This is a genomic window from Frondihabitans sp. PhB188, assembly GCF_003752365.1.
Classification (GTDB): domain Bacteria; phylum Actinomycetota; class Actinomycetes; order Actinomycetales; family Microbacteriaceae; genus Frondihabitans.
In genome coordinates this window covers 292,700-318,820 of record NZ_RJUO01000004.1, presented here as the reverse complement: position 1 = coordinate 318,820, position 26,121 = coordinate 292,700, and the positions used below count along the sequence as shown (strand labels likewise).

Sequence of the window (26,121 nt, the reverse complement as noted above, 5' to 3'; positions counted from 1 at the left end):
GGGCCACTTCGTAGGCAGGCCACCTCGCAAGCAGGCCCCGCGGCGCCTACGCCGCCAGGAACTTCTCGGCGCTGCGGAGCCCCAGTGCCATGATCGCCAGCGCCGGGTTCGCGACCACGGCGCTCGGGAAGACCGAGTTGTCGGCGATCCACAGGTTGGGCACGTCGAAGCTCCGTCCGTCCGCGTCGACGACGGCCGAGTCGGCCGAATCGCCCATGCGGGCGGTTCCGATGGTGTGAGCCGTCCGCGCGAGCACACGGGTCGACGTGGCTCCGGCCGCTTCGACGATCGCGGTCATGGTGCGGATCGCGTGTCGGTCCATGGCCTCCTCGTTCTCGCCCGAGCTGAAGGCGACGCGGGCCTTCGGGATGCCGTAGGCGTCCTTCTCGTCCGAGAGCGTGAGCACGTTGTCGTCGCTGGGCAGGCACTCGCCGTTCATGCCGACCCCGGCAAGATACCGGTAGCCGTCCATGGCGCCGACGAGCTCCCGACCCCAGAGGCCGCCGCCCCGCACCATGGTCGTGGCGAGGGTGAGCGGCACGACGCCGAGGCTCTGGAGCAGGTAGCCGCCGGCGAAGTCGGCGTCGTCGGGGCGGAGCGTGTCCTCGGTGATGATCGACGACGGGTAGCCGCGGTGGCTGCGCATCTCGGTCTCGAACGTGCCCCACACCTGCGTGGCGCCGTGGGCCATGTAGTTCCTGCCGACCTGGCCGCTCGAATTGGCCAGCCCCGTGTGGAGGAGCAGGCGCGGAGTCTCGACGCCGCCGGCGCAGAGGAAGAGCGCGGCGCACCGCTGGCGGTGCTCGACGCCGTCACGGAGGTAGACGACCGCGCTGACGCGGCCCTGGCCGTCGAGCTCGATGCCGGTCACCATCGAGTCAGGACGGATCTCGGCGCCGTGCGCGACCGCGAGCGGGAGGTAGGTGGTGTCCATGCTGACCTTGGCACCGCTGCGGCAGCCCTGGTGGCAGCTTCCGCAGGACGAGCAGGCGGGGCGGAGTCCGGCGTGCTCCTGGTGGCGGTCGACGGTGGTGAGAGCCGCCGGGGCGTCGGTGGCTCGGATGCCGAGGGCCTCGCAGCCGCGCATCATCATGTCGGACGACGCGTTCCTCGCCGGCGGCGGCATGAGGTACTTGCGCGACGGATCCCACGGGTAGGACTCGGGGCCGGCGATGCCGACGAAGTGCTCGACGCGCTCGATGTAGGGGATCAGCTCGGCGTGCTCGATGGGCCAGTCGACGCCCTTGCCGGAGTCGGAGTGCAGCTTCAGGTCGCGGGGGTCGGGGCGCGGCGTGAAGGCGCCCCAGTGCAGCGTCGAACCGCCGACGCCGCGGCCGGAGTTGTTGGCGCCGAAGGCCGTCGGGTTCGCCCCGTCGGTCAGCCGCTCCTCCATCCAGTTGATGTCGACGGCCTGGTTCTCGTCGGGCGTGAACTCGTGCGGGTCGAAGTTCGGGCCCGCCTCGAGCGCGACCACGCGCAGACCGCGCTCGGCGAGGGTCGCGAGCACGGGCGCTCCGCCGGCGCCGGTGCCGATGACGACCGCGTCGACGATCTCGTCGTCCGAGTAGGTGCGCATTCCGTCGAGCCTCATCGGGCTGCCTCCTGGGTGTCGTGGTCGTGAGTCGGGTGCGGGAGCGGCTCCCAGCCCTCGCGGGTGTCCGCGGCGAGCAGGTGGAAGCCCTGGATCCGCTGCACGTCGCCGCCGTTGGCGAAGCCGTCGAAGCCGACGCGGGCCATGGTCGCCGGGTGGGCGAGCCAGGTGCGCGAGAGGTCGACGCGGCAGTCCTCGAACCACAGGGTCATCTGGTCGGCGGTGAGGGTGCCGGCCGGCGGCGTCCAGCTGCCGTCGACGATGGCGGTGAGCGTCTCGTCGCGGGCGTGCTCGGACAGGTCGCCGAATCCGGCGAGCGCCGTCAACGCGAGTCGGTACGCCTCGGGATCGGGCGGCAGAGCGACATTCCGCCAGCCGTCGCTGTGTCCGCGGTGCAGCTGCGAGTCGACCCGCGCGGCGAGGTCGATGGGCTCGCCCGTCTGCGGGACGACGCGCGCCGCGACCGCCCGGAGGGTCTCGAGCTGCGCGGGGGTGAGAGCCCGGGGCTCGTACGACGGGCGGTCGGCGAGGGCCCGGCGCGCGAGGATCCGGCGGGTGCGGGTGTTCGTACGGCCCGACGCGATCACGCGGCCGACGTCGACGGGCACCTCGGGTCCACGGCCGGCGTGCTCCCGCCAGAGGGTCCGCACGGCGGCGGCGACCTCGTCGGGTCGCTCGAGAGGCAGGAGGTGGCCGGCTCCCTCGAGCACGACGACGTCGGCCCGGCCGTAGACCGGCAGGTTGAGGCGACGCTGGCCGTCTTCGCCGAGGGGTCCGTCCGCGCCGCCGGCCAGGATGACGGCGGGGACGTCGAGCGTCCCGACCTCGTCAGACCGGTCTTCGCGGCTGCCGCGCTCGAACCAGGCGGTCCAGGCTTCGGCCCGAGACCGCTGGACGTCGGCCAGGGCGCGCTCGTCGGCCGCAGCCCCGAGCGGCGCGCCGACGTTGTCGTCGACGAACGTCCGGGCGGCGTCGTGGTCGATTCGGCCGGTCGCGGCCCAGCCGAGCATCTGCGCGCGACTCTCGTCGCTCATGGGCTCGGGGGACGGCGGCGACGCGGCGAGGAGCACGACGCCGGTGAGGCCGAACAGGCCGGCCGACCCGTCGAGGATCCGCGCGGCGACGAGGGTGGCGACCTTGCCGCCCATGCTGTGGCCGGCCAGAAGGAAGCGGGTGGAGCCGTGGCGCCGGATCTTGCGGATGACGCCGTCGACCATCTCGTCGACGCTCAGCCCCTCGGCGCGGTTGGCCTCGCCGAAGCCGGGCAGATCGAAGGCGACCACCTCGAAGTCGTCGCCGAGGCGCTCAGCCAGCGGCTCGAATTCCAGACGGCTGGAGCCCAGCGCGTGAAGGCAGAAGATCGTAGGAGTCGACACCGGCTCGACAGTACGCGCCGGCCTCCGACCGACCTCAGCGGTCGGGGGACACGCCGGCCGCTTCCCGAGGCGACAGGAGCTAGCTCAGCGCGCCCACCGAGGCGAGGGCCGTGCGGAGCAGGGCACCGCGGCCGCCCTCCATCTCGCTGGCGACCTCCGGGCTGGCGGCGACGAGCGGGCTCATCCAGGTGATCTCGAGGGCGTCCTGGCGCGGCTCGCAGGTGCCGGTGACGGGCACGACGTAGGCCAGCGAGACCGCGTGCTGTCGCTCGTCGGTGTAGACCGAGGCACCCGGGAAGGGGAAGTACTCGGCGACCGAGAACGGCACCGGCGACGGCGGGAGCTGCGGGAAGGCCATCGGCCCGAGGTCCTTCTCGAGGTGCCGGAAGAGCGCGGTGCGCAGCGACTCCCCGTACATCACGCGACCCGAGACGAGCATGCGCGTCATAGTGCCCTCGCTGTCGGCGCGCAGAAGCACCCCGACCTCCGTCACGAGGCCCTGGCCGTCGGTGCGGACGGGCACCGCCTCCACGTACAGGATCGGGAGGCGCTGCCGGATCTGGAACAGCTCCTCCTCGGAGAGCCAGCCGGAGTTGGGGTCGGGAGTCTGAACGGAAGCCATGGGCCATTCTTACCTGGTCTCATGACGAACACGTTTCGACGCGGCCGCTCGCTACGCTTGCGACATGGTCTCGATCGATCCGTCTGCCGTCCAGTGGTCCCTCCCCGAGGCCGAGAGGGCGGGCAAGCCGCTCGTGCTCCTGCTGCACGGCGTCGGCTCGCACGAGGGCGACCTCATCGGCCTGGTGCCCCATCTCTCGACGGAGTTCGCCTACGCGTCCCTTCGAGCACCCCTCTCCTACGGCGGCGGCTTCTCGTGGTACCCGCTGTCGCAGCCGGGCGCTCCGGAGTACGCCCCCGTCGACGAGGCCGCCGACGCGGTGCTCGACTTCGTCGCTTCGCTCGGCGACGCCCACCCCGCCGTCGGCCTGCTCGGCTTCTCTCAGGGCGGCTCTCTCTCGCTCCAGCTGCTGCGCCGTCGCCCCGGCTTCTTCGACTTCGCCGTGGTGCTCGCCGGCTTCGTCGTCCCCGGAGGCACCGACGAGGTCGACGACGCCGTCACGGCCTCCGAGCCGGCGGTCTTCTACGGCCGCGGCGACGCCGACGCCGTGATCCCGCCGGCCGCGGTGGAGCGCACCGAGGCCTGGCTGACCGCGCACGCGCCGGGCGCCGAGCTCACCGTCTACCCGGGTCTCACCCACGGCATCGCCCAGGAGGAGCTCGACGACGTCAACGCGTTCCTCGCCCGAGTCCACCCCGCCTGAGCGACCCCTGTCGCGCAGGCCCGGCGCGCGGCATGATGACGACATGACCACATTCGTCGTATCCGGGCACGCCTCCGCGCTGCACCCCGCCGAGCGGGCGACCATCACCGTCACCGTCTCGTTCACCGGACCCGACCGGAAGGCCGTGCGCACTCAGGCGCTGGCCGCGCACGCCGCGGTGGTGGCCGACGCGAAGTCGCACGACGCGTCGAAGGCCGCGACCGAGTGGTACGCCGACTCGGTGGCCGTCGACGCCTACAACGAGTGGGTGAAAGACAGCGACACGACCGTCCTCCGGTACCGCGCCCAGTCGCAGGTGCGGGTCACCTTCACCGACTTCGACGCCCTCGTCGACTGGGTCAGCGACCTGGCCGAGCGGAGCGGCATCGAGTTCCACGGCATCGACTGGAAGCTCACCGAGCCGACGCGCCTCCGGGTGCAGCGCGAGGTGCGCGTCGCCAGCGTGCAGGACGCCATCACGAAGGCGCACGACTACGCCGCCGGGCTGGGCCTCGGAAGCCCGCAGCTCGAGAAGGTCTATGAAGAAGGGCTGCGGCCCGGCGTCGGCGGCGGCCCGGGCATCGGATTCTCGAAGTCGATGGTGCCTCTGGGGTTGTCCGACGCCTCGGGCGGCGCCGTCTTCGAGCTCAAGCCGGAGGACGTCCAGGTCGACGCGTCGATCACCGCCGACTTCACGATGTAGACACGGCGTCTCGCCACTCCCCCCAGGCCGCGGCAGTGCGCGGATGCCGCTTCGCGGGGTCGACTGCGCAGGAACTGCGACGCCCCGCCCGACTCAGACCAGCAGCGCGACCTTGCCCCCGGCGTGCCCCGACCCCACGAGCTCGAGCGCGGCCTTCGCATCGTCGAACGCGAACGTCGTCGCGATCGGCACGACGAGCTGGCCCGCTCCGGCGAGCTCCAGCAGGTGGGCCCGCACGCTGTCGCGGAACGCCGCGCTCTCGGGCATCGCACCACCCACGACCCGGTAGCCGTCGCGCTCGGCCCGGCCGAACGCGGCGATGCTGACGATCCGGCCGCGGTCGGCGACGAGGGCGAGCGAGACGTCGACGGCCTCGTCGGTGCCGACGCAGTCGAGGGCGGCGTCGATCCCGTGAGGCGTGAGGCTGCGGACGCGCTCCTCGAGTCCGTCGCCGTAGACCACGCCGGTGGCGCCGAAGCCCTCGACGACGCCGAAGGTGCGCTCGGAAGCCGTCCCGATCACGGTGGCCCCGAGCAGGCGGGCCTGCTGGATGACGCTGACCCCGACGGCTCCGGAGGCGCCGTGCACGAGGATCGTCTGGCCGCTCTCGACACCGGCCACGTGCAGCATCTCGGCGGCCGTGGTGCCCGCGAGCAGCAGGTTGGCGGCCTCGGGCCAGCCGAGGGCGGGCGGCTTGGGGAAGACATCCGTCGACGGCACGGTGATCGACGTCGTGTACCCGCCCGACACGCGGAACGCGACGACCTCGTCGCCCGGCGCCAGGCCGACGTCGTCGCCCACGGCGGCCACGCGCCCGGCGACCTCGTAGCCGATCGCGAGCGGCAGCTTCGACGCGTCGGAGCCCAGCAGCACGGCCTTAGCGTCAGCGGGGTTCATGCCGACGGCCACGACGTCGACCGTGACCTCGCCGGGCCCGGGCGGCGGCACGTCGGCGCCCTGCTTCTCGAGCCCGTCGAGGGAACCGTAGGAGGTCGCGACCCAGTGCTGCGTGACGCCGTTTTCAGTCATGGGCCTATCTAACGCCGACGCGGGCTGGTTCCTGCGCCCGATCTACAGCTTCCGGGCGACGAGGCCCAGGCGCTCCTCGACCTCGGCCACCTCGGCGGCCGGCGACGAGCTCGCGTCGACGACGATGTGCTGCTCGTCGGCCTCCAGCGGCTCGAAGGTCGCCAGCTGCGAGTCGAGGAGCGACGTCGGCATGAAGTGCCCCGAGCGCTGCGACATCCGCTCGCCGATCAGCGCCGTCGACCCCTGCACGTGCACGAAGACGACGCTCGGGCCGCGGAGCACGTCGCGGTACGACTTCTTGAGCGCGGAGCAGGTGATGATCCCGGGCTGCCCTGCGGTGGCGCGCTCCTGGATCCACGCGGCGATGCGGTCGAGCCACGGCCACCGGTCGTCGTCGTCGAGGGGCGTGCCCGCCGCCATCTTCGCCACGTTCGACTCGGGGTGCATGGCGTCGCCCTCGGCGAAGTCCCAGCCGAGGTCGTCGGCGAGCATCCCGGCGACAGTCGACTTGCCGGAGCCCGACACCCCCATGACCACCAGGATCGGCTCGTTCACGTGCGGTTCGACGGTCATGTCAGATCACCAGTCCCAGGAGGAGTGCGCCACCGAGGCCCACGACGGAGATGATGCACTCCACCACGGACCACGTCTTGAATGTCTGCCCCACGGTAGTGCCGAGGTACTCCTTGATGAGCCAGAACCCGGCGTCGTTCACGTGCGACAGGAACAGCGAGCCCGCGCCGACAGCGAGCACGACGAGCGAGACCTCGGGGCCGGCGAGGTGGGCGGTCACCGGGGCGAGGATGCCCGCCGCCGTCACGATCGCGACGGTCGCCGAGCCGGTGGCGACCCGGACCAGCGCCGCGACGAACCAGGCGACCAGGATCACCGAGATCCCGCTGTCGGTCACGGCGTGGGCGATGAGCGTGCCGATTCCCGTGTCGATGAGCACCTGCTTGAAGCCGCCGCCGGCGCCGACGATGAGCAGGATCCCCGCGATCGCCGGCAGGCCCGAGCCGAGCGAGGTCTGCACCTGATCGCGGCTCATCCCGGCACTGCGCGCGAAGAACACCATGCCGAAGAGCACCGCGATGCCGAGCGCGATCATGGGGGTTCCCAAAAACTCGAACAGCGCCTTGACGGGCCCGCCGCCGTTCTCGTCGAACGCATCCCACAGCGCCTTGAGCAGCATGAGCACGACCGGCAGGAGGATCCCGGCGACGGCGATGCCGAACGAGGGGCGCTTCCGGTCGCTCGCCTCGGCCTTCTCGTCGTCGCTCTCGAACAGGGCCGGAGCCGAGATCGGCACCCAGCGGGCGGCGAACACCGAGAACAGCGGGCCGGCGATGATCACCGTCGGGATGGCGACGGCGATGCCCAGCGCGATGGTCAAGCCGAGGTTCGCGCCCAGCGTCGTGACCGCGACCAGCGGGCCGGGGTGCGGCGGCACGAGGCCGTGCATCACGCTGAGGCCCGCGATCGCCGGGATCGCCACCCGCATGAGCGGCATCTTGGCGCGGCGCGAGACGAGCACGATCACCGGCATCAGCAGCACGACGCCGACCTCGAAGAACATCGGCAGGCCGATGAGCGCACCGATCAGGGCCATGGTCCACGGCAGGGTGCGCGGCGACGAGCGCTTCACGAGCGTGTCGACGATGCGATCGGCCCCGCCCGAGTCGACGAGGATCTTGCCGAACATCGCGCCGAAGCCGACGAGGATTCCGACGCTCGTCATCGTGGCGCCGAAGCCGTTGCCGAAGCTCACGACCGTGTCTGCCGGGGCGAGCCCCGCGCCGATGCCCACGCCGATGGACGCGATGGCCAGAGCCAGGAACGGATGGACCTTGAGCCACGTGATCATGAGGATGATCGCCGCGACTCCGGCGAGCGCCGCGATGATCAGCTGCGCGTCGGAGCCGGAGGGCTTCACCAGCTCGGTGCTCGCCAGCGCGAGGGGGGAGAAGTGCACGTCGTCGTCCTCTTCCGGGGGCGCTTCTGCGCGACCCCATTGTCAGGGTGACCTCGTCGGCGGCCGGGGTGCGCCAGACTGGGTCGGTAAGTTCGTCTGATTAATCAGATTAATAAGACTTATGTACTCTGCCACCACTGCCAAGGAGCGTCAAATGGCGAAGAGTCCCCTCGGCGACCGAGGCCTGCACTCGCGCGTGGTGGGCACGCTCGGGCAGCGCATCGTCGACGGCGAGCTGCCCGCGGGCGCGATCCTCAGCGTCGACCGGCTCGGCGAGGAGTTCGCCGTGTCCCGCTCGGTGCTCCGCGAGGCACTGCGGGTGCTCCAGTCGCTCGGCATGGTCGAACCGCGCCAGCGCGTCGGCACGCAGGTGCTCCCCCGGGCAGACTGGGACGTCTCGAGCCCGCAGGTGGTGGAGTGGCGCGGCCGCGGCGCCGACTACTTCGTGCAGATGCGCGAGCTCTTGGAGATGCGGCTCGGGATCGAGCCCGTCGCTGCACGCCTCGCGGCTACCGCCATGACGCCGGGCGAGGCCCACCGCGTGCAGGAGTGCGCCGCCGCCATGGTCGACGCCAGCGCCGCCGGCGACGACCGCCGGTACCTCGAGGCCGACGTCGCCTTCCACACGACGATCCTCGCTGCCTCGGGCAACCTCGTCATCGCGCACTTCGCATCGACGGTGGAGGCCCTGCTGCGGACCCGGACGGAGGAGCGCCGCCACACCATCACCGAGTACACGCCGTCGTCGGCCCACCGTCACAACGAGCTCGCCCGCACTCTGGTCGACCGAGACCCGGCCGCCGCGGAGCGCTGGGCGCGCGAGCTCCTCGGCGAGACCCTCGCGGAGTTCATCGCCGAGGGAGCCCAGCGCACCCGGTAGCACTAGTGGATCGGCGTCCCGCCGGTCAGCGCTAGTGAATCGGCGTTCCGCCGGTCAGCGCTAGTGAATCGGCGTCCCGCCGGTCAGCGCTAGTGAATCGGCGTCCCGCCGGTCACCGCGATCGTCTCGCCGCTGATGTAGCTCGACTCCTGCGAGGCCAGGAAGACGAACGGCGGTGCCAGCTCGGCCGGCTGACCCGGACGGCCGAAGACGGCCTCCTCGCCGAACGACTCGATCTTCTCGTTCGGGACGAACGCCGGCTGCAGCGGCGTCCACACCGGTCCGGGAGCCACGCCGTTGACGCGGATCCCCTTCTCGGCGAGCTGGCCCGCCATCGCGCGGGTCCAGTTCGCGATGCCCGCCTTCGAGACGGCGTACTCCGCGAGCGACGGCGACGGCTGGAAGCCCTGGATCGACGATGTCGTGATGATCGACGCGCCCGGCTTCAGGTGCGGCAGGGCGGCCTTGGTCGTCCAGAACAGCGTGTAGATGTTGGCCTTGAGCACATGGTCGAGGGTCTCGGTCTCGAAGTCCTCGATGGAGTCGACGGTCGGCATGACGCCCGCGACGAGGGCCAGGATGTCGACGCCGCCGAGTTCCTGCACCGTCTTCTCGATCATGGTCGTGTTGTACGACTCGTCTTGCAGGTCGCCCGGAATCAGGACGGCCTTCTGGCCGGCGGCCTCGACGAGGGCGGCCACCTCGTCGGCCTGCTGCTGCTCTTCGGGCAGGTAGGCGAGCGCCACATCGGCGCCCTCGCGCGCGTAGGCGATGGCGACGGCGCGGCCGATGCCGGAGTCGGCGCCCGTGACGAGTGCCTTGCGGCCCGCAAGGCGCTTGCCGCTGACGTAGCTCTCCTCGCCGTGGTCGGGCCGGGGCTTCATGTCGTGGATGTCGCCGGGGCCGGTCTGCTGCTGCTTCTCGAACGGCGGGCCGGGGTACTGGGTGAGCGGGTTCTGCGGGGTGTAGATCGTGTCTGCCATGCCGCCCGGTCTACGCGGACGGCGCGGGATGGCGGCACAGCTTTGTCCCCCTGCCGCCCGTGGCTCTCGCCGAGAGCGGCCGAGTCGGACCCCCGACCGGCCTCAGAGCCCAGGCGCGCCGCTCTCGACGGGGGAGGCCCGGCGCCGCCGCACCCCCGCCACGAGCACGACCAGGAACGGGATCACGGCCAGCACCCCGACGAGCGTGAACCCGGCGTCGGGCGCGACCCGCTCGCCGACGACCCCGCCGAGAGACGAGCCCAGCGCCATCGCGCCCACGACGAACGCCGACACCCAGGCCAGGGCCTCCGTGAACACCTCGGGGCGCACGGCCTCGTGCACGACGCGATTGGTCGAGATCGTGAACGGGGTGATCGTCATGCCCGCGAACACCCCGATCGGAAAGAGCCAGAACGGGTTGGGAGCCTGCGACAGCGCGAACCAGAAGATCGCGAACAGCAGCGTCGACGCGACCAGGAGCCGGTAGGCGGGAAGCCGGCCGGGCACGAGCCCCATCAGGAACCCGCCCGACACGCTGCCGATCGAGTAGGCAGTGAGCACGAGACCGGCGATCTGCGGAACCCCGATGCTGGCGGTCCAGGCCACGACGCTGACGTCGTTGATGCCGAACATGAGGCCGACGACGGCGTTGGCGATCAGCAGGCCCATGAGCCGCCGCGACCGCCAGGGCCGGAACGCCGCCCGGGGTCCGCTGCCGGCCACCGGGATCGGGCGCGTCGGTGCCCCGCGCAGCAGCAGGAGCGCCCCGGCCGTGCCGATCACCGCCGAGATCACCAGGCCGGCGGCGGGGCTGATGGTCCCGGCGACGAGAGCGGCGAGCGCCGGCCCGAACACCCAGACGAGCTCATCGGCGATCGCCTCCAGCGAGAACGCGACCTGCAGGATCGGGGTGTCGCCGAGCCGCTGCGACCAGCGGGCCCGCATGTACGACCCGACCGGCGCGATCGAGGCGCCCACCAGCACCGATGCCGCGGCCACGACGGGCAGGGGCGCGCCGAGCGAGCCGACCGCGATCATCAGCGCGACGGCTAGCGGGTGGGCGATCGCCGCCGCGAGGAGCGCGCCGCGCTGGCCGGCGCGGTCGGCGATGCGGCCGAAGACGGGGCTCACCGCGGCCATCGACGCGATGGCCAGGCCCGAGGCGAATCCGGCCGTCGCGAACGACCCGGTCGTCGCCTGGACGAAGAACAGCACGCTGTAGCCGACGATCGCCAGCGGGACGCGGGCAAGGACTCCGACCGCGAAGAGCGCGCGCCGATCGGCCGGACCGAGCAGCTCGCGGTACCCGCCGACGCCGCCCGCGCTCACAAGCGCGAGCCGGGAGCTTGAACGGAGAGCATCTATCGAGGCTACTGAAGATCGGACTCGGTCATCCGAAGAAACTCGGCGCGAGGGGCCGGGAGAGAAGCGATCGCCCCTGTCGCCACATCTCCTCCGTCAGGTCGAAGGCGACGCTGCAGCTGATTTCGCGATTCGCGACGAGTTCTTCGAGCATGTGGACGGTGTCGCGCGTGATTAACCCGCGCCGCTGGCCGAGGCGGTTCGCCTGCTTGTCATCGGTGATCCAGATCGAGTCCGAGAACTCGGGCCTGGCACCCAGCACATAGAGGGTCTGACTCTCCCCCAGATGTTCGAGCGGCCGCGACGGCATGCCGCCGAAGACGGCCGTGCGGCTGACCTCGATCGCGTGGCGGGCGGGGTCGTTGTCGAGTTCGATCGGTGCACCGAATACCGAGTCGACATCGAGGGCAGCAAGCGCTCGGAGAATCGTCGCTGACCGAGAGATCTCATAGGCGACTGCTTCGACGATGCGGCCGCGACCGTTGAGGTAGTCGACGAACAGGTCCAGCCGGTCTACGGCGGCGAAGTTGCAAACGACTGTTGTGTCGGGAAAGAACGTGACTGCCATGTGCCCGAGCTAGCCCTGGTTCTCGGGGTCGGCCCAGATGCCCTCTGCACCATCGCTGTCGAAGAACGCCTCGACCTCCTCGATGGGTCGCTTGAGAAGGGCGGCAAGAGGACGGGCAGTAGCGACACCCTGCTCGTAAGCAGTGACGAAGGCGTCGACCAGCGGCTGCGCCGGCCGGAACGTGTCGGAGAGGCTGCACCGGGATGCGTGTTCAGTCGATACGCGCAGTTGCCGCGCTACCGAGTGAGATGACAGGCCGCTCAAGCCCTCGCGTTCGGCGTCGTCGATGATCAGCAGATTGAACAGTCGCCAAGCCATGGAGTCGGGGGAGACACCGAACTGCCAGACGAGATCGGGGAACGCTTCGACGCCGGTGCGTTCGGACAGAGCCTCTCGAATCTCACGTTCAGGCATCAGGAACGATGCGGCGAAGACGTTCGCGCGCTTCTCCTGATGGGGGTCTCGCCTATCTCGCGGAGGCAGAAGATGCTCTGCGATGATCTCCTCGCTGGCGTCACCCCAGAGAAGATGCCCCACTTCGTGAGCGAGGGTGTATCGCTGGCGAACAGCCCGTGGGGTCTTCGCCAGCACGATGGCTCGGAAGTCGTCGTCCTGGTAGCTGAGACCGTCGTAGCCGTCGGGGAGAGTGTCGATGACCACGCAGACGCCGAACGCCTCTTCGATCGCACCGATGAGCGACACGTTGTCAGTGGCGCCGAGCGGTGTGGAGAGCCGGGAGACGGCCTGCGCGGCGAGGGCGTTCGCTTGCGCGACGTACCCCCTCTCGGATCCGCCGACGGGAAGAGCCGGAGCAGGCGCGATGAGCCCGAGCTCATGCGCAGCGTCGTGCCACTGGCCCAGGTCGGCCAGGATCTCCTGCCCTCGCGCGCTCGATTCGGACGTGGCTCTCAGTGCTCGAGCGGCGAACTCGAGCGATCGTGAAGGAGCTCCCGTGAGGAGCCAATCCACAGTCGTGCCGCCGATATCGGCAATGCGGGCGAGTTCGAGAGACGTGAAGCGCCGGGAACCATGAAGCGACTTCGAGAGCTTCGAACCGTTCATCCCGATCGCCGTCGCGAGTTCGGCCTGCGATACGCCGAGCCGGGCCTGAATCTGCTTTACGCGAGGAGCGACTTCATCTGTCATATACCTAAGATGTCAGAATATTGCGATAATCGCAATCCTCACCAGCGCGAATGCACGACTGGGCGGAAGTACCGGTCGTAGAGGCGCTCGGTGCGGTCGTGGAACTCCTCGCCGAGTGCCGGGACGTCGCCCGCCTCCGCGTTGGCACGGGCCTGCTCGGGGTTGCGGGCGCCGGGGATCACCGTGGTCAGGCCCGGCTGCTCGACGATCCACTTGAGCGCCGCCTGCGCGGTCGAGACTCCCTCGGGGGTGTACTCCGAGAAGGCGACGGCCGCCTCGACGCCGGTCTCGAAGTCGACGCCCGAGAACGTCTCGCCCTGGTCGAAGGCCTCGCCGTGGCGGTTGAACGAGCGGTGGTCGTTCGGGGCGAACTGCGTCTCGGCCGTGTACTTGCCGCTCAGCAGACCGCTCGCCAGCGGCACGCGGGCGATGATGCCGACGCCCGACTCCACCGCCGCGGGGAGCACCTCGTCGAGAGGCTTCATACGGAACGCATTGAGGATGATCTGGACCGTCGCAAGATTCGGCCGCTCCATCGCGGTCAGCGCCTGCCCGGCCTCCTCGACGCTCACGCCGTACGCCGCGATCATCTGCCGCTCGACCATCTCGTCGAGGGCGTCGTACACGTCGCCGCTGCGGAACACCGAGGTCGGCGGGCAGTGCAGCTGCACGAGGTCGAGAGTGTCCATCTGCAGGTTGCGGCGCGACCGGTCGATCCACTCGATGAAGTTCGCGCGGGTGTAGTTCTTGAGCTCCTGCGGCTCGCGGCGGCCCATCTTCGTCGCGATCGTGAGCGGGGCGTCCGCGTTGCTGCGCCGCCACTTGCCGATCAGCTGCTCGCTGCGCCCGTCGCCGTAGACGTCGGCGGTGTCGAAGAACGTGACGCCGCCCTGCACCGAGGCGTCGAGCACGGCGAAGGCGTCGCGCTCGGGCACGTCGCCCCAGTCGCCGCCGAGCTGCCACGTGCCGAGGCCGATGACCGAGACTTCGCGAGAGGTGCGTCCGAGACGTCGTTGTTCCATGCCTTCACCCTAGAGGCCGCCACCGACTCTCGCGGGCGCAGGAACTCGGCCTACGCCAGGCGGGCCGCCGCCGCCGCCGCTGCCTCGTGCGCGCCGTCGAGCTCCGCGTGCTGCTTCGCCACCTCGTCGGCGGGCCCCCCGAACCGCTCCGTCAGGGTCCGCGTCGCGACGATGGTCTCGACGCGCATGCCGAGGGCGGTGCCGAGGATGAGCTGAAGCGCCGGAAGCGCGTGGTCGTCGAAGGCCGTCGGAGTTCCTGCGTCGTAGACACCACCGCGGGTGGACACCAGGACGGCCGGGCGGCCCGCCATGGGCTGCGTCGTGTCCGCGCCGAACGGGGCCGTGACGGACGGCACGTGGATGTAGTCGATCCAGGCCTTGAGCGTCGACGGCATCGAGTAGTTGTAGAGCGGCACGCCGATCAGCAGCACGTCGGCGGCGAGGAGCTGAGCGATGATCTCGGCCTGCAGCGCCTCCTGCTCGGGGCTCGGCGCGGCACCGGCCGGGCGCAGGTGGGGCGGGAAGTGCAACGACGCGTCGCTCAGGTGCGGGAGCGCGTCGACGTGGAGGTCGCGGTAGACGACGACGTGGTCGTCGCCCTGGGCGGCCCAGGCGTCGGCGAAGGTCTTCGTGACGGCGCGGGAGCGGGAGCCGTCGATGTCGGCGGAGGAGTCGAGGTGCAGCAGAGTGGGCATGGCTCCACGCTATCCGGAGGACCGCGGCGGCGATCGGCCCGGTCGAATGCCGTCCCGGTCGAATGTCAGTGGCTGCGGGCAGGATGGCCTGACGATGACCGACGTTCTCGACCGCTTCTCCCCTGCGACCGCAGAGTGGTTCCGCGGCGCCTTCGCGCGGCCCACGCACGCGCAGGAGGGGGCGTGGGAGGCCATCTCGGGCGGCCGCAACGCGCTCGTGATCGCGCCGACGGGCTCGGGCAAGACGCTGGCCTCCTTCCTCTGGTCGATCGACCGGCTGGCGTCGGCGCCTCCTCCCGAGGCCAAGGAGCACCGAACTCGGGTGCTCTACATCTCGCCGCTCAAGGCGCTGGGCGTCGACGTCGAGCGCAACCTCCGGTCGCCTCTGGTCGGAATCACCCAGACGGCCCGGCGGCTGGGCTCCACCCCGCCCGACATCAGCGTCGGCGTGCGATCGGGCGACACCTCGTCATCCGACCGCAGGCTCCTGCAGCGCACGCCGCCCGACATCCTGATCACGACGCCCGAGTCGCTCTACCTGATGCTGACGTCCGCCGCGCGCGAGAACCTGCGCGGCGTCGAGACAGTCATCATCGACGAGGTCCACGCCGTCGCCGCGTCGAAGCGCGGCGCCCACCTCGCGCTGTCGCTCGAGCGCCTCGACGACCTGCTCGAGAAGCCCGCCCAGCGCATCGGGCTGTCGGCGACCGTCCGCCCGCCGGAGGAGGTCGCGCGGTTCCTCGGCGGCACGGCGCCGGTGACGATCGTGGCGCCCGCGTCCGAGAAGAAGTTCGACCTGCGGGTCGTGGTGCCGGTCGACGACATGACCGAGCTCGGCACGGCGGCTCCCCTCGAGGGCTCGGCCGCCGGCGCGGCCCCGCAGGGGTCGATCTGGCCGCACGTCGAAGAGGGGATCGTCGACCTGATCCTCGAGCACCGGTCGACCATCGTGTTCGCCAACTCGCGGCGCCTGGCCGAGCGGCTGACCGCTCGGCTCAACGACATCTACCTGGAGCGGCAGCTCGTCCCGGCGGAGGAGGCGCTGGTCGGCGCCGCGGCCGACGGCTCAGCCACCGGCGCGATCGGCTCGCCGCCGGCTCAGGCGGTGCCCGCTCAGCTCATGGGCGGCTCGGGCCAGACCCAGGGCTCCGAGCCTCTGCTGGCCCGCGCCCACCACGGCTCCGTGAGCAAAGACCAGCGCGCGATCATCGAAGACGACCTGAAGAGCGGCCGCCTGCGCTGCGTCGTCGCGACGAGCTCGCTCGAGCTCGGCATCGACATGGGCGCGGTCGACCTCGTCGTGCAGGTCGAGTCGCCGCCGTCGGTCGCCAGCGGCCTGCAGCGGGTCGGCCGCGCGGGCCACCAGGTCGGCGAGGTGTCGCGGGGCGTGCTCTTCCCGAAGCACCGGGCCGACCTGATCCATTCGGCGGTCGCAGCCGAGCGCATGGTCGCCGGCCTGATCGAGCAGCTGCAGGTGCCGGCCAACCCGCTCGACGTGCTCGCGCAGCAGACCGTCGCGGCCGTCGCGCTCGATGAGATCAATGTCGACGAGTGGTACGACCTGGTGCGCCGCAGCGCCCCGTTCGCGACCCTGCCGCGGAGCGCCTACGACGCCACGCTCGACCTGCTGAGCGGCAAGTACCCGTCGGACGAGTTCGCCGAGCTGCGGCCGCGAATCGTGTGGGACCGCGTGCACGGTACCCTCGCTGGCCGTCCCGGCGCCCAGCGCCTGGCCGTCACGAGCGGCGGCACCATCCCCGACCGCGGCCTCTTCGGCGTGTTCATGGTCGGCGAGAAGGCGGCTCGCGTCGGCGAGCTCGACGAGGAGATGGTCTACGAGTCCCGCGTCGGCGACGTCTTCGCCCTCGGCGCGACGAGCTGGCGCATCGAAGACATCACCCACGACCGCGTGCTGGTCTCGCCCGCCTACGGGCAGCCCGGACGCGTGCCGTTCTGGAAGGGCGACGGCATCGGCCGCCCCGCCGAGCTCGGCCGCGCCATCGGCGCCTACACGCGCGAGCTCGCCACGTCGAGCGAGGCCGAGGCCGTCGCCCGAGTGGCCGCGGGCGGCCTCGACGAGCGGGCCGCCCGCAACCTCCTCGCCTTCATCGCCGAGCAGCGGGAGGTCGCCGGCCACGTGCCGACCGACCAGACGCTCGTCGTCGAGCGGTTCCGCGACGAGCTCGGCGACTGGCGTTTGATCCTCCACTCGCCCTACGGCATGCGCGTGCACGCTCCCTGGGCGCTGGCCGTCTCCGGGCGCATCCGCGACCGGCTCGGCATCGACGGCTCGGCGATGGCCGCCGACGACGGCATCGTCGTCCGCATCCCCGACACCGACGCCGAGCCGCCCGGCGCCGACCTGTTCACGTTCGAGCGCGACGAGCTCGACGCCATCGTGACCGAGGAGGTCGGCGGCTCGGCGCTGTTCTCGTCGCGTTTCCGCGAGTGCGCGGCGCGGGCCCTGCTCCTGCCCCGCTACAACCCGGGCAAGCGGTCGCCGCTCTGGCAGCAGCGACAGCGAGCGTCCCAGCTGCTCGACGTCGCGCGCAAGTACCCGCAGTTCCCGATCGTGCTCGAGGCGGTCCGCGAGGTGCTCCAAGACGTCTACGACCTGCCGGCCCTGATGGAGCTGACCGACGCTCTAGCCCGCCGCGAGGTGCGAGTCGTCGAGACCGAGACGGCCCAGCCCTCGCCGTTCGCGCGGTCGCTCCTGTTCGGCTACGTCGCGGCCTTCCTCTACGAGGGCGACTCCCCGCTCGCCGAGCGCCGGGCCGCCGCGCTGTCGCTCGACTCGTCGCTGCTCGCCGAGCTGCTCGGCCGTGCCGAGCTGCGCGAGCTCCTCGACGCCGACGTCATCGACCTGCACGAGCGCGAGCTGCAGAAGCTCACGCCCGAGCGGCGCGCCCGCGACATCGAGGGAGTCGTCGACCTGCTCCGCCTCCTGGGCCCGCTGACGACGTCCGAGATCGTCGAGCGCAGCTGGCTGGCCGGCACCGACGACGCCGCCACCCGGCTCGAGGGTGCCCTCGACGAGCTGGTCCGGGCGGCGCGCGTCCTTCGCTTCACCCATTCCGGCACGGAGCGCTGGGCCGGCATCGAAGACGCCTCCCGCCTCCGCGATGCGCTCGGAGTGAACCTGCCCATCGGCGTCCCGTCGGCGTTCATCGAGCCCGTCGACGATCCGCTCGGCGACCTCGTCGGCCGCTACGCCCGCACGCACGGTCCGTTCGCCCCCGCCGAGGTCGCCCAGCGCCTCGGCCTGGGCACGGCGGTGGTGCACGACACGCTGCGGCGCCTCGCTACCGATCGCCGCGTGGTGGAGGGCGAGTTCCGGCCCGATCGCCAGGGGTCGGAGTGGTGCGACGCCGAGGTCCTGCGGCGACTGCGCAGCCGCTCGCTGGCGGCACTCCGCCACGAGGTCGAGCCGGTCTCGCACGAGACGCTCGGCCGGTTCCTGCCCGCGTGGCAGCACGTCGCGACCGGCGCCAAGGGCTCGGGTCTGCGGGGCATCGACGGCGTCGTGCAGGTGATCGACCAGCTCAGCGGCGTGGCCCTGCCCGCGAGTGCGTGGGAGACCCTGATCCTCCCCGCCCGCGTCACCGACTACTCTCCCGCCATGCTCGACGAGCTGACCGCGACCGGCGAGGTCATCTGGTCGGGCGCGGGCACCCTGCAGGGCAACGACGGCTGGGTGAGCCTGCATCTGGCCGATGGAGCCGGCGTCACGCTCTCCGAGCCGTCGGGCGATGAGACGACCGAGCTGCAGCGCGAGGTGCTGGCCGCCCTGGCCGGCGGCGGCGCGTACTTCTTCCGGCAGCTCTCCGACGCGGTCGGCTCGAAAGACGACGAGTCGCTGGCCACCGCGATCTGGGACCTCGTCTGGCAGGGCCAGATCACCAACGACACCTTCGCCCCGTTGCGCACCCAGGTCGGAGGCAAGCCGCCTCGCCCCCGGGCTCCGACGCGCATGCGCTCGTCGTACCGCGGCCGCGTCCCCCGCGCCGACCGGGTGCGCCAGGCCGGTCCGCCGACCGTCGGCGGCCGCTGGTCGCTGCTGCCGCTCGCCGAGGGCGACTCGACGGTCCGCGCCGCCGCGCAGGCCGAGATGCTGCTCGAGCGGCACGGCATCGTGACGCGCGGCGCCGTCGCCAACGAGGGCGTCCGCGGCGGCTTCTCGACCGTCTACAAGGTGCTCTCGGGCTTCGAAGAGACCGGACGCGCCCGCCGCGGCTACTTCGTGGAAGGGCTCGGCGCCGCCCAGTTCGCCACGGGGCCGACCGTCGACAGGCTCCGCTCGTTCCTGCGCGACGACGGAGACACCTCGCCCGTGCCCGTCGTCACCCTGGCGGCGACCGACCCTGCCAATCCCTACGGCGCCGCCCTGCCGTGGCCGGCGCTGCCCGAGCCCGCCGACGGCTCTGCCGCGCCACGCGGACACCGCCCCGGGCGCAAGGCGGGCTCGCTCGTCGTGCTCGTCGACGGCCGACTGGTCGTCTACGTCGAGCGGGGCGGCAAGACGCTGCTGACGTTCGGCGCCCCCGGCCCGGACGACCTCGTCGCAGCCGCGACCTCCCTCGCTGCCGTGGTGCGCACGCGGCTCGGCCGCCTCTCGGTCGAGCGCGTCGACGGCGAGTTCGTGCTGAGCACGACCCTGGGCGAGGCGCTCCGCGACGCCGGCTTCGCGACGACGCCCAGCGGTCTGCGGCTGCGCGGGTGAGGCCGGACCATGCCTGAGGGCGATACCGTCTACCGCGCCGCCAAGAACCTCGACGCGGTGCTCCACGGTGCGGTGCTGACGAAGAGCGACTTCCGCGTGCCCGAGTTCGCCACCGTTGATCTGGCGGGCACCGTCATCGACGACGTCGTCAGCCGCGGCAAGCACCTGCTCCATCACCTCGGCGACGTGACGCTGCACACGCATCTCAAGATGGAGGGGTCGTGGCACCTCTACCGCCACGGCACGAAGTGGAAGCGGCCCGCCTACCAGGCGCGCGTCGTGCTCGAGACGGCCGACTGGGTCGCCGTCGGCTTCGACCTCGGAATAGTCGAGCTGGTCCCGCGCGACGACGACGACTCGGTCGTGGGCCACCTCGGCCCCGACCTGCTCGGCCCGGACTGGAACCCCGACGTCGCTCTCGCCAACCTCGAGCGCGACCCCGAGCGGCCGATCGGCCTCGCGCTGCTCGACCAGCGCGTGCTCGCCGGAGTCGGCAACGTCTACCGCAACGAGCTCTGCTTCCTGCGCGGCGTCCTCCCCACGCGGCCCGTCGGCGAGGTGCCTCAGCGCGCGAAGGTCATCGAGCTGGCGCACCGCCTCATCGACGCCAACAAAGACCGGGTCGACCGCACCACGACCGGGCGCCTCCGCGGCGACACCGACTGGGTGTACGGCCGTGCCGGGCGGCCCTGCCTGCGCTGCGGCACGAAGATCGAGCGCGGCATGCTGGGCGAGTCCGAGCTGGAGCTCCGCGACACCTACTGGTGCCCGCGCTGCCAGAGCTGACCCCGCTGGCGCGGGCCGCCGTCGACAACGACGGAGATCTGCCGCAGCGGCGAGAAATGAGGCGGCGAAACGGGCCGGGTCGCGAGAATCCCCGTCATTGGCCCCGGTACCAGGCCGGGCTGTGACCGCGTGTTACGCAGCCCAGCCCCGGCGACGCCCGGACGCATACCCTGAGCCAACCATCCCGACCCCCACCCGAGGAGCAGCATGCCCAGCGACACCCGACCCGCCGAGACCACGACCATCGCCGATCAGGTAGCCACCTTCAACGAGGGCTTCACCGCCCAGATCGGCCCGCGCCTCACGGCGGTCTTCGACGACGAGCAGGCGGTGTTGACCGCGTCGGGCACGCCCGACGGGGCGGTCGAGGCGGGCGACGCGCTGCCGGACGCCGAGCTCGTCAGCACCACCGGCGAACCCGTGCGGCTGGCCGACGCGCTTGGCGCCGACGGCACGGTCGTCGTCTTCTACCGGGGCTCGTGGTGCCCCTACTGCAACCTCACGCTCAAGCACTACCAGGAGGCGCTCCTCCCCCAGCTGCGCGAGCGCGGCATCGAGCTCCTGGCGATCAGCCCCCAGACCCCGGAGGCCTCCGAGCTCGCCATCACGAACGGGTCGCTCGAGTTCACCGTGCTCTCCGACCCGGGCAACACGCTGGTCCGCTCCCTCGGCATCCTGACCGAGCCGACGTCCGACGCCCGCGCCGCCCACACCGACCTGGGCTTCGACGTCGCCGACAGCAACGCCGACGCGACGGGCGACATCCCGTTCCCGACGGTGCTCGTGGTCGCGGGCGACGGCACTGTCGTCTTCGCCGACGTCCACGTCGACTACACGACCCGCACCGAGGTCCCGACGATCGTCGAGGCGCTGGCGCTGCTTCCGAGGTAGCCGCCGCCTGCCTGCGCCGCCGCAATTTCAAGGAGATTTCCGCGCCAGCACGAAAGTGAGGCGGATCGGGCCACGGTCGGCCCGAAAATCTCCTTGAAATTCGGGGCACGGCCCGGGCGCAGGAACTCCCGGCCGCCGCCGACCCCGCCGACCCGACGGGGGCCGGCCGCCGCCGGGCCCCCGCGGGAGCGCGACGCCGGCCCCGCCTGCAGCGGGCCCTACTTCGTCTGCTGCGCCATGATGAACGCGAGCATGTAGGTGCGCGAGTTGCCGTTGTCGATGGAGGCGCTCGGGAACTTCTTCGCCGCCGCCAGCGCCGCGTCAGCCGACGAGGTGCCGGCAAGCGACTCGTACATGAGCACGTAGTCGGCGAGCGTGACGTTGGTCCCCGCCGAGAGCGCCGTGTCGACGAGCGAGATGATGTGCTTCGAACCGCCGCCCGCCTCGGTGCCGAGATAGGTCGACACGGGGCTCATCGGGATCAACTGGATGCCGATGATCGCGCTCGGCGCCGCCGAGAACCAGGTGGCGTAGTCGCGCTTGCCGCCCCAGTTGAGCGAGACGAGCTCGTGCGAGAAGCCGTCGAACTCCGAGCCCGTGAGGTCGGGGTTGACGTAGTAGGCCAGCGCCGACGCGGTCTCGCCGCTGAGCATCCAGTTCGCCTCGGCCTCGAGCCCCGAGTCGCCGGAGGCCTTGGCCCAGAGGGCGAGTCCGTTCCAGGCGTTCACGGCCTCGGACGACGACTCCTGGTTGTTGCCGTCGTTGAACTCCGAGTAGCCCGAGGCCCAGGCGTGCGAGAAGTACGGGTCGTACGCGCGCGTGTCGGGGAAGTACGTGCCCGACTGGTCGCCCGTGTTGGTCGCGATGTCGGCGGCCAGCAGGTTCATCACCGGCGCCCACCTCTTCGCCAGCGCGGGGTCGTTCTGCGCGACGACGCCCGCCGCATAGAGGAAGTACCCGTAGTGGAAGTGGTGGTCGTTGGCGAGCTCGGAGCCGAACGAGTTCACGAGGCCGACGATCGTCTTGAGCTTCGGGTCGTAGACGAAGCACTCCTGGCCGCGTGTGGTGCAGCCGTCGGGCTCCATCCACAGGGAGATCTCTGTGGTGAGCTTCGTCGTGAGCGTCTTCGCGGATGCCGAGTCGCCGAGCTGCCGCGCGATCTGCAGGAGCATCGCGGCGCGGTACAGCGACTTGCCGCCGTAGTAGGTGTCGGTGTTGAAGGTCGGGAGCGACGACACGTCGACTTCGAGCTGCGACTTCAGGGTGGCCTTCTGCGACGACGAGAGCTTCGACAGGTCGAGCTCGCCGGTGGCCTCGACCGCGGCGGTCGTGAAGGTCAGCCCCGACGAGATGCAGACCGGCACCGTGCCGTAGATGGTCGTGTAGGTCAGGCCGGTGCAGCCCGTGCTGGCGGCGTCGGAGCCCTGGTGCGGTAGGGGGACGACGATCGTTGACTGCGCCTTCGAACCGGACGCGGTCGTGTACCCGAGCGACGTCTGCTCGCCCTTCGAGACCGACTTGTAGGCCGTCGTGACACCGGTCAGCGGAGCCTCGGCGGCGGTCATGAGCTTCGTCAGCTGGGATGAGGAGGCGCCCGACGGCACGGGGAACAGCACGACGCTGCCGCCCTTGTCGAGCTTCACGGAGGCGCCGTCGATCGACCCCCCGGTCGTGACGACAGCCCACTCCTGGCCCGAGACGGTGAGGGTCCCGCGGCCGGCGACGGTCGACGCGACCTGGCCGTCGAGAGTGGTCGTCTGCGAGCTCGCGGCGACGTACGAGACGAGGGGCGAGCCCTCGGCGATGGTGGTGTGGCCGATCACGGTCGAGCCCTTGCGGTGCTCGACGGTCACAGAGACGTCGTCGTAGCGGCTGACGACCGCAGTCGAGGCGCCCACGTCGAGGGTGACCTGCGGAACGTTCTCACCGAACAGCGTGTTCTCGGTCGCCGTGACGGGCGGGAGCCCTGCCGAGAAGCCGGTCGCGGTCTCCTGGAACGAGATCGGGAAGGGGAACACCGCGAACGACTCGGCGCCGAAGGCCAGCCCGGAGTACCACTTGTTGGTCGGCGGGATGAGGCCCTTCGCCAGCTTCGTCGTCGTCGCCGGAGCGATGGACTTCTGCGGCAGTGCCTTGACGAGCGGAGCGACCGTCGAGTCGCCGAGCACGGTCGAGGCGGTGCTCGGCCGCGATGGAGTCTGGGTCGTCTGGCTTCCCTCCGAGGTGCAGGCGCTCAAGAGGAGCGCCGAGGCCGCCACGAGGGCGGCGGCGGCCAGGCGGCCGCGGCGTACGACACCGATGACTACAGGCCGATCTTCTGGACGAAGGCGAGCATGGCGTCCTGGACGCCGGCGAACATGCCGTCCTGACGCAGGTGCAGCGTAGCCGTCACCGGGGTGCCCGGCGCGACGAGCCCGGAGGCCGAGCCCTGCACCAGGTACTTGCTGGAGACCTGGACGGACGTCTGGGCGTTGCCGTCGGTCGTCTGCACGGAGACCTTCTTGACGGTGCCGTTGAGCACGGTCTGGTTCGGCAGGGTCAGGTCGACGGTGCCGCCGGACTGGATGCGCTCGTAGTCGCGCGGCGTCAGGTTGTAGTCGCCCATCACGAAGAGGCTGTCGGCCGCATCGATGGTGGCGAGGTCGGCGCCGGCCTGGACGAAGCCGCCCTCCTTGGTCGCGATGTCGGTGACCGTGCCGGTGACCGTGGCCTTGAAGGTCATGGTCCCGTCGGCCGTGACCGAGTACGCGGCGCTGTTGTAGCTGAGGAGGTTCGACGAGACGTCCTGCAGCACCGACAGGCTCTTGATCGTGAAGAGCGGGTCGCCCTTCGTGACCGTGTCGCCGTCGACGACGTACTGCTTGGTGATCGAGCCCGAGTAGTCGGTGCCGATCTTGTACTCCTCGGCCTGGATGCTGGCGCTGGTCGAGATGACCTGCGACTGCCTCTTGGTGAAGATCACGGTGAATGCGGCGACGAGGATGATCACGACGACGATGCCCGCGAAGAGCTTGAAACGGCTGGCCCAGGTCATGAAGCAACCCTCTGGTCGGTGGCGGAAGAAGGACTGGTGGTGAGCGATGCGGGCGGGGTGACGACCGGCGGCTGGATTCGGCGCGAACGAGGCAGGGTGTCCTCGATCGACGTCTCGAGGAGAGCGATCTCCTCGGGGCTGCGAGGCGCGGGTCGGGAGATCCGCGTGCGGGTGGCCTTGGCGGCGGCAGCGACCGGCTCGTAGACGTCGGTCACGACCTCGCCGCGCAGGGTGGCCTTGTTGGCCTTGCGGATCTGCTTGGCCTCGCGGAAGGCGACGATGATGAACGACAGCAGGATGAAGGTGTTCAGCAGGTTCCAGAAGGTGGCGAGCGTCGCGACGCCGTTCTGCATGTCGCGGTAGATCGCCACGCAGCTGGTCAGCGCCAGGAAGACGAAGAACAGCACCTGCGGGATGATGAAGTTGAACGGCGACTTCTGCAGGTTCTTCGCTCCGGTGACGTGCCAGCCCTCGTCCTTGCCGGTGATGACGTTCCAGAGCGCCTTGACGTAGATCGGGAACGACACGGTCGCCAGCATCAGCACCTCGTACCGGAACGACCCCAGCGTGTAGAACGCCAGCAGGATCTGCATCAGGTAGAAGCTGCAGTAGTAGAGGATCCACTGCCAGAGCGAGATGGTCAGGTTCATGGGGCGCAGGTCGAAGAAGATCTCGAGCGGCGGCACCAGGAGCAGGAGGAGCGGCGCGATGCCGGTCAGGTAGTTGGTCGCGGTGACCATGTACTGCAGCTTCTGGTCCATCGTCAGCGTGCGCTTCGGCGACATCGGGTTGTGCTGCATCAGGATCTCGAATCCGCCCGAGGCCCAGCGGAGCTGCTGCTTCGAGTACGCCTCGATGGTCTCGGGGGCGTCGCCGACGGCGAGCGTCAGCGGGATGTAGATCGAGCGCCAGCCGGCCTCGTGGAGGTGCAGCGAGGTCCAGACGTCCTCCGACTTCGACGCGGTGTCCATTCCGCCGATCGAGTCGATCGCGGCGCGACGGAAGATCACGTTCGTGCCGACGCAGAACGCTGCGTTGAAGCGGTTGCGGCCCGGCTGGATGAACTTGTAGAAGACGGCCTGCATGTAGCCGGCGCCACGCGATACGAGCGACGACAGGTTGCCGTACGCCTGCGGGGTCTGCACGAAAGCGACCTTGTCGTCGACGAAGAACGGCACGGTCTCGAAGAGGAACTCGGGCTTCGGCACGAAGTCGGCGTCGAAGATGGCGTAGTACTCGCCCTTGGCGAGCGAGAGCGCATGGTTGACGTTGCCGGCCTTGGCGCCGTGGTTCGTCAGTCGACGCACATAGCGGGCGGCATGGCGCGCGGCCAGGTCGCGGACCTCGTCGCTCTTGCCGTCGTCGAGGATCCAGGTGCGGTGCTCGCCCTGCAGGGCGAGGGCAGCGACGAGCGTGGCCTCGATCTTCGCGACGTCCTCGCCGTAGACCGTGATGAACACGTCGATCAGCTGACGCTTGCCGTTGATGTACATGGGCCACAGGTGCGGCTGGTCGGCGAGGCCGAGACGCTCGATCTCGTCCTCGTCGTACAGCGTCTCCTGCGTCTGGTGGAAGTCGAAGTCGCGGGGGTCGGCGCCGCCCGAGAGGATCGTCCACATCGACAGCAGCGCCTGGACGACGACCACGGCCTCCGCCACGATCACCATGCAGTACGGCAGCAGGTCGCCACGGTTCGCAGGGTTCAGCAGGAACTGGCCGTACAGCAGGATGCCGAGGGTCGCGACGAGCACGAGCAGCACCATCACCGGCGAGTGCGTGCGCCCCTCGGGACGACCGCCCGCCGTGATGTGCGCGGTCGTGTGGACCTTCGGAGCTCGGACGGCCTTCTTGGCGGCGGCGGCCTCCTCGAGGCGCATCCGCTCGGCTTCGAGCCGCGTCTCAGCGCGGCTCACGTGGGTGGATCTGCGAGCGGACGTGCGCTCGCCGGGCATGGTTCGGGACATGCGGGACAGGTCTCCTGGATTCGGGTCAGGGGAGATGCCGACAGAAGGGCGCAGCTGGGTGGGCGAGCCCTCGC

21 protein-coding genes are annotated in these 26,121 nt (G+C 70.7%); 6 read left to right on the top strand and 15 right to left on the bottom strand.

Annotation, left to right across the window (positions count from 1 at the left end):
- Positions 1-46: 46 nt before the first annotated feature.
- The 3 genes from EDF46_RS13615 to EDF46_RS13605 all read right to left on the bottom strand — a co-directional run bounded on the left by EDF46_RS13615 (position 47) and on the right by EDF46_RS13605 (position 3,589).
- Positions 47-1,591 carry a GMC family oxidoreductase gene (locus tag EDF46_RS13615; protein ID WP_123506843.1) on the bottom strand — a complete coding sequence of 515 codons (1,545 nt, stop codon included), beginning with the start codon at positions 1,589-1,591 and terminating at the stop codon, positions 47-49.
- Positions 1,588-2,967, bottom strand: coding sequence for an alpha/beta hydrolase (locus EDF46_RS13610; RefSeq protein ID WP_123506842.1), 1,380 nt, complete (start codon positions 2,965-2,967; stop codon positions 1,588-1,590). The genes EDF46_RS13615 and EDF46_RS13610 overlap by 4 nt, the downstream gene beginning before the upstream one ends.
- Positions 2,968-3,046: 79 nt before the next feature.
- Complete coding sequence (locus EDF46_RS13605) at positions 3,047-3,589, bottom strand: NUDIX hydrolase family protein (RefSeq protein ID WP_123506841.1); 543 nt, start codon at positions 3,587-3,589, stop codon at positions 3,047-3,049.
- A 64-nt stretch (positions 3,590-3,653) separates the two neighbouring features.
- Between EDF46_RS13605 and EDF46_RS13600 the strand changes: the two genes are divergently transcribed.
- Together EDF46_RS13600 and EDF46_RS13595 are read left to right on the top strand one after the other, a co-directional pair.
- The gene (locus EDF46_RS13600; protein ID WP_123506840.1) at positions 3,654-4,292 is read left to right on the top strand and encodes an alpha/beta hydrolase; all 639 of its coding nucleotides are present in this window, start codon (positions 3,654-3,656) and stop codon (positions 4,290-4,292) included.
- A gap of 43 nt (positions 4,293-4,335) precedes the next feature.
- Positions 4,336-4,995, top strand: a complete 660-nt coding sequence (locus EDF46_RS13595; RefSeq protein ID WP_123506839.1) for an SIMPL domain-containing protein — start codon at positions 4,336-4,338, stop codon at positions 4,993-4,995.
- 93 nt (positions 4,996-5,088) lie between these two features.
- Here EDF46_RS13595 and EDF46_RS13590 read toward each other — a convergent pair whose 3' ends face one another.
- Genes EDF46_RS13590 through EDF46_RS13580 form a run of 3 tightly spaced genes read right to left on the bottom strand, consistent with a single transcriptional unit; the run spans position 5,089 to position 7,996 of the window.
- On the bottom strand, positions 5,089-6,024 hold the full coding sequence (locus tag EDF46_RS13590) for an NADP-dependent oxidoreductase (protein ID WP_123506838.1): 936 nt from the start codon (positions 6,022-6,024) through the stop codon (positions 5,089-5,091).
- A 42-nt stretch (positions 6,025-6,066) separates the two neighbouring features.
- A complete protein-coding gene (locus EDF46_RS13585) occupies positions 6,067-6,597 on the bottom strand; it encodes a gluconokinase (RefSeq protein WP_123506837.1) in 531 nt (176 codons plus the stop codon).
- A gap of 1 nt (position 6,598) precedes the next feature.
- A complete protein-coding gene (locus tag EDF46_RS13580; RefSeq protein WP_123506836.1) occupies positions 6,599-7,996 on the bottom strand; it encodes a GntP family permease in 1,398 nt (465 codons plus the stop codon).
- A 154-nt stretch (positions 7,997-8,150) separates the two neighbouring features.
- On the opposite strand from EDF46_RS13580, the gene EDF46_RS13575 reads away from it, so the two are divergent.
- A complete protein-coding gene (locus tag EDF46_RS13575; protein ID WP_158614257.1) occupies positions 8,151-8,876 on the top strand; it encodes a FadR/GntR family transcriptional regulator in 726 nt (241 codons plus the stop codon).
- Between the two features lie 89 nt (positions 8,877-8,965).
- On the opposite strand, the gene EDF46_RS13570 is transcribed toward EDF46_RS13575, so the two are convergent.
- The 6 genes from EDF46_RS13570 to EDF46_RS13545 all read right to left on the bottom strand — a co-directional run bounded on the left by EDF46_RS13570 (position 8,966) and on the right by EDF46_RS13545 (position 14,652).
- On the bottom strand, positions 8,966-9,859 hold the full coding sequence (locus EDF46_RS13570) for an SDR family oxidoreductase (protein WP_123506834.1): 894 nt from the start codon (positions 9,857-9,859) through the stop codon (positions 8,966-8,968).
- A gap of 102 nt (positions 9,860-9,961) precedes the next feature.
- Positions 9,962-11,188 (bottom strand): MFS transporter, encoded by a 1,227-nt coding sequence (locus tag EDF46_RS13565; RefSeq protein ID WP_123506833.1) that lies wholly within the window; start codon positions 11,186-11,188, stop codon positions 9,962-9,964.
- Positions 11,189-11,249: 61 nt separating this feature from the next.
- Complete coding sequence (locus EDF46_RS13560) at positions 11,250-11,789, bottom strand: hypothetical protein (RefSeq protein WP_123506832.1); 540 nt, start codon at positions 11,787-11,789, stop codon at positions 11,250-11,252.
- A 9-nt stretch (positions 11,790-11,798) separates the two neighbouring features.
- On the bottom strand, positions 11,799-12,935 hold the full coding sequence (locus tag EDF46_RS13555) for an ImmA/IrrE family metallo-endopeptidase (protein ID WP_123506831.1): 1,137 nt from the start codon (positions 12,933-12,935) through the stop codon (positions 11,799-11,801).
- A gap of 38 nt (positions 12,936-12,973) precedes the next feature.
- Positions 12,974-13,957: an aldo/keto reductase gene (locus EDF46_RS13550; RefSeq protein WP_123506830.1), complete on the bottom strand. Its 984-nt coding sequence runs from the start codon at positions 13,955-13,957 to the stop codon at positions 12,974-12,976.
- Between the two features lie 50 nt (positions 13,958-14,007).
- On the bottom strand, positions 14,008-14,652 hold the full coding sequence (locus EDF46_RS13545; protein WP_123506829.1) for an FMN-dependent NADH-azoreductase: 645 nt from the start codon (positions 14,650-14,652) through the stop codon (positions 14,008-14,010).
- A gap of 94 nt (positions 14,653-14,746) precedes the next feature.
- Here EDF46_RS13545 and EDF46_RS13540 point away from each other — a divergent pair, with 94 nt between their 5' ends.
- From EDF46_RS13540 to EDF46_RS13530, 3 genes are all read left to right on the top strand, one after another.
- Positions 14,747-19,372 (top strand): ATP-dependent helicase, encoded by a 4,626-nt coding sequence (locus EDF46_RS13540; protein WP_123506828.1) that lies wholly within the window; start codon positions 14,747-14,749, stop codon positions 19,370-19,372.
- Between the two features lie 9 nt (positions 19,373-19,381).
- A complete protein-coding gene (locus EDF46_RS13535; RefSeq protein WP_123506827.1) occupies positions 19,382-20,158 on the top strand; it encodes an Fpg/Nei family DNA glycosylase in 777 nt (258 codons plus the stop codon).
- Positions 20,159-20,365: 207 nt separating this feature from the next.
- Complete coding sequence (locus tag EDF46_RS13530; protein WP_123506826.1) at positions 20,366-21,049, top strand: peroxiredoxin-like family protein; 684 nt, start codon at positions 20,366-20,368, stop codon at positions 21,047-21,049.
- Positions 21,050-21,267: 218 nt separating this feature from the next.
- Here the strand turns inward: EDF46_RS13530 and EDF46_RS13525 are convergent, their stop codons facing one another.
- From EDF46_RS13525 to EDF46_RS13515, 3 genes are all read right to left on the bottom strand, one after another.
- A complete protein-coding gene (locus EDF46_RS13525; RefSeq protein ID WP_158614256.1) occupies positions 21,268-23,286 on the bottom strand; it encodes a glycosyl hydrolase in 2,019 nt (672 codons plus the stop codon).
- Positions 23,287-23,351: 65 nt separating this feature from the next.
- Complete coding sequence (locus EDF46_RS18380) at positions 23,352-24,083, bottom strand: HlyD family efflux transporter periplasmic adaptor subunit (protein ID WP_123506825.1); 732 nt, start codon at positions 24,081-24,083, stop codon at positions 23,352-23,354.
- Positions 24,080-25,996 carry a glycosyltransferase gene (locus tag EDF46_RS13515; protein ID WP_233580039.1) on the bottom strand — a complete coding sequence of 639 codons (1,917 nt, stop codon included), beginning with the start codon at positions 25,994-25,996 and terminating at the stop codon, positions 24,080-24,082. The genes EDF46_RS18380 and EDF46_RS13515 overlap by 4 nt, the downstream gene beginning before the upstream one ends.
- Positions 25,997-26,121: the final 125 nt, after the last annotated feature.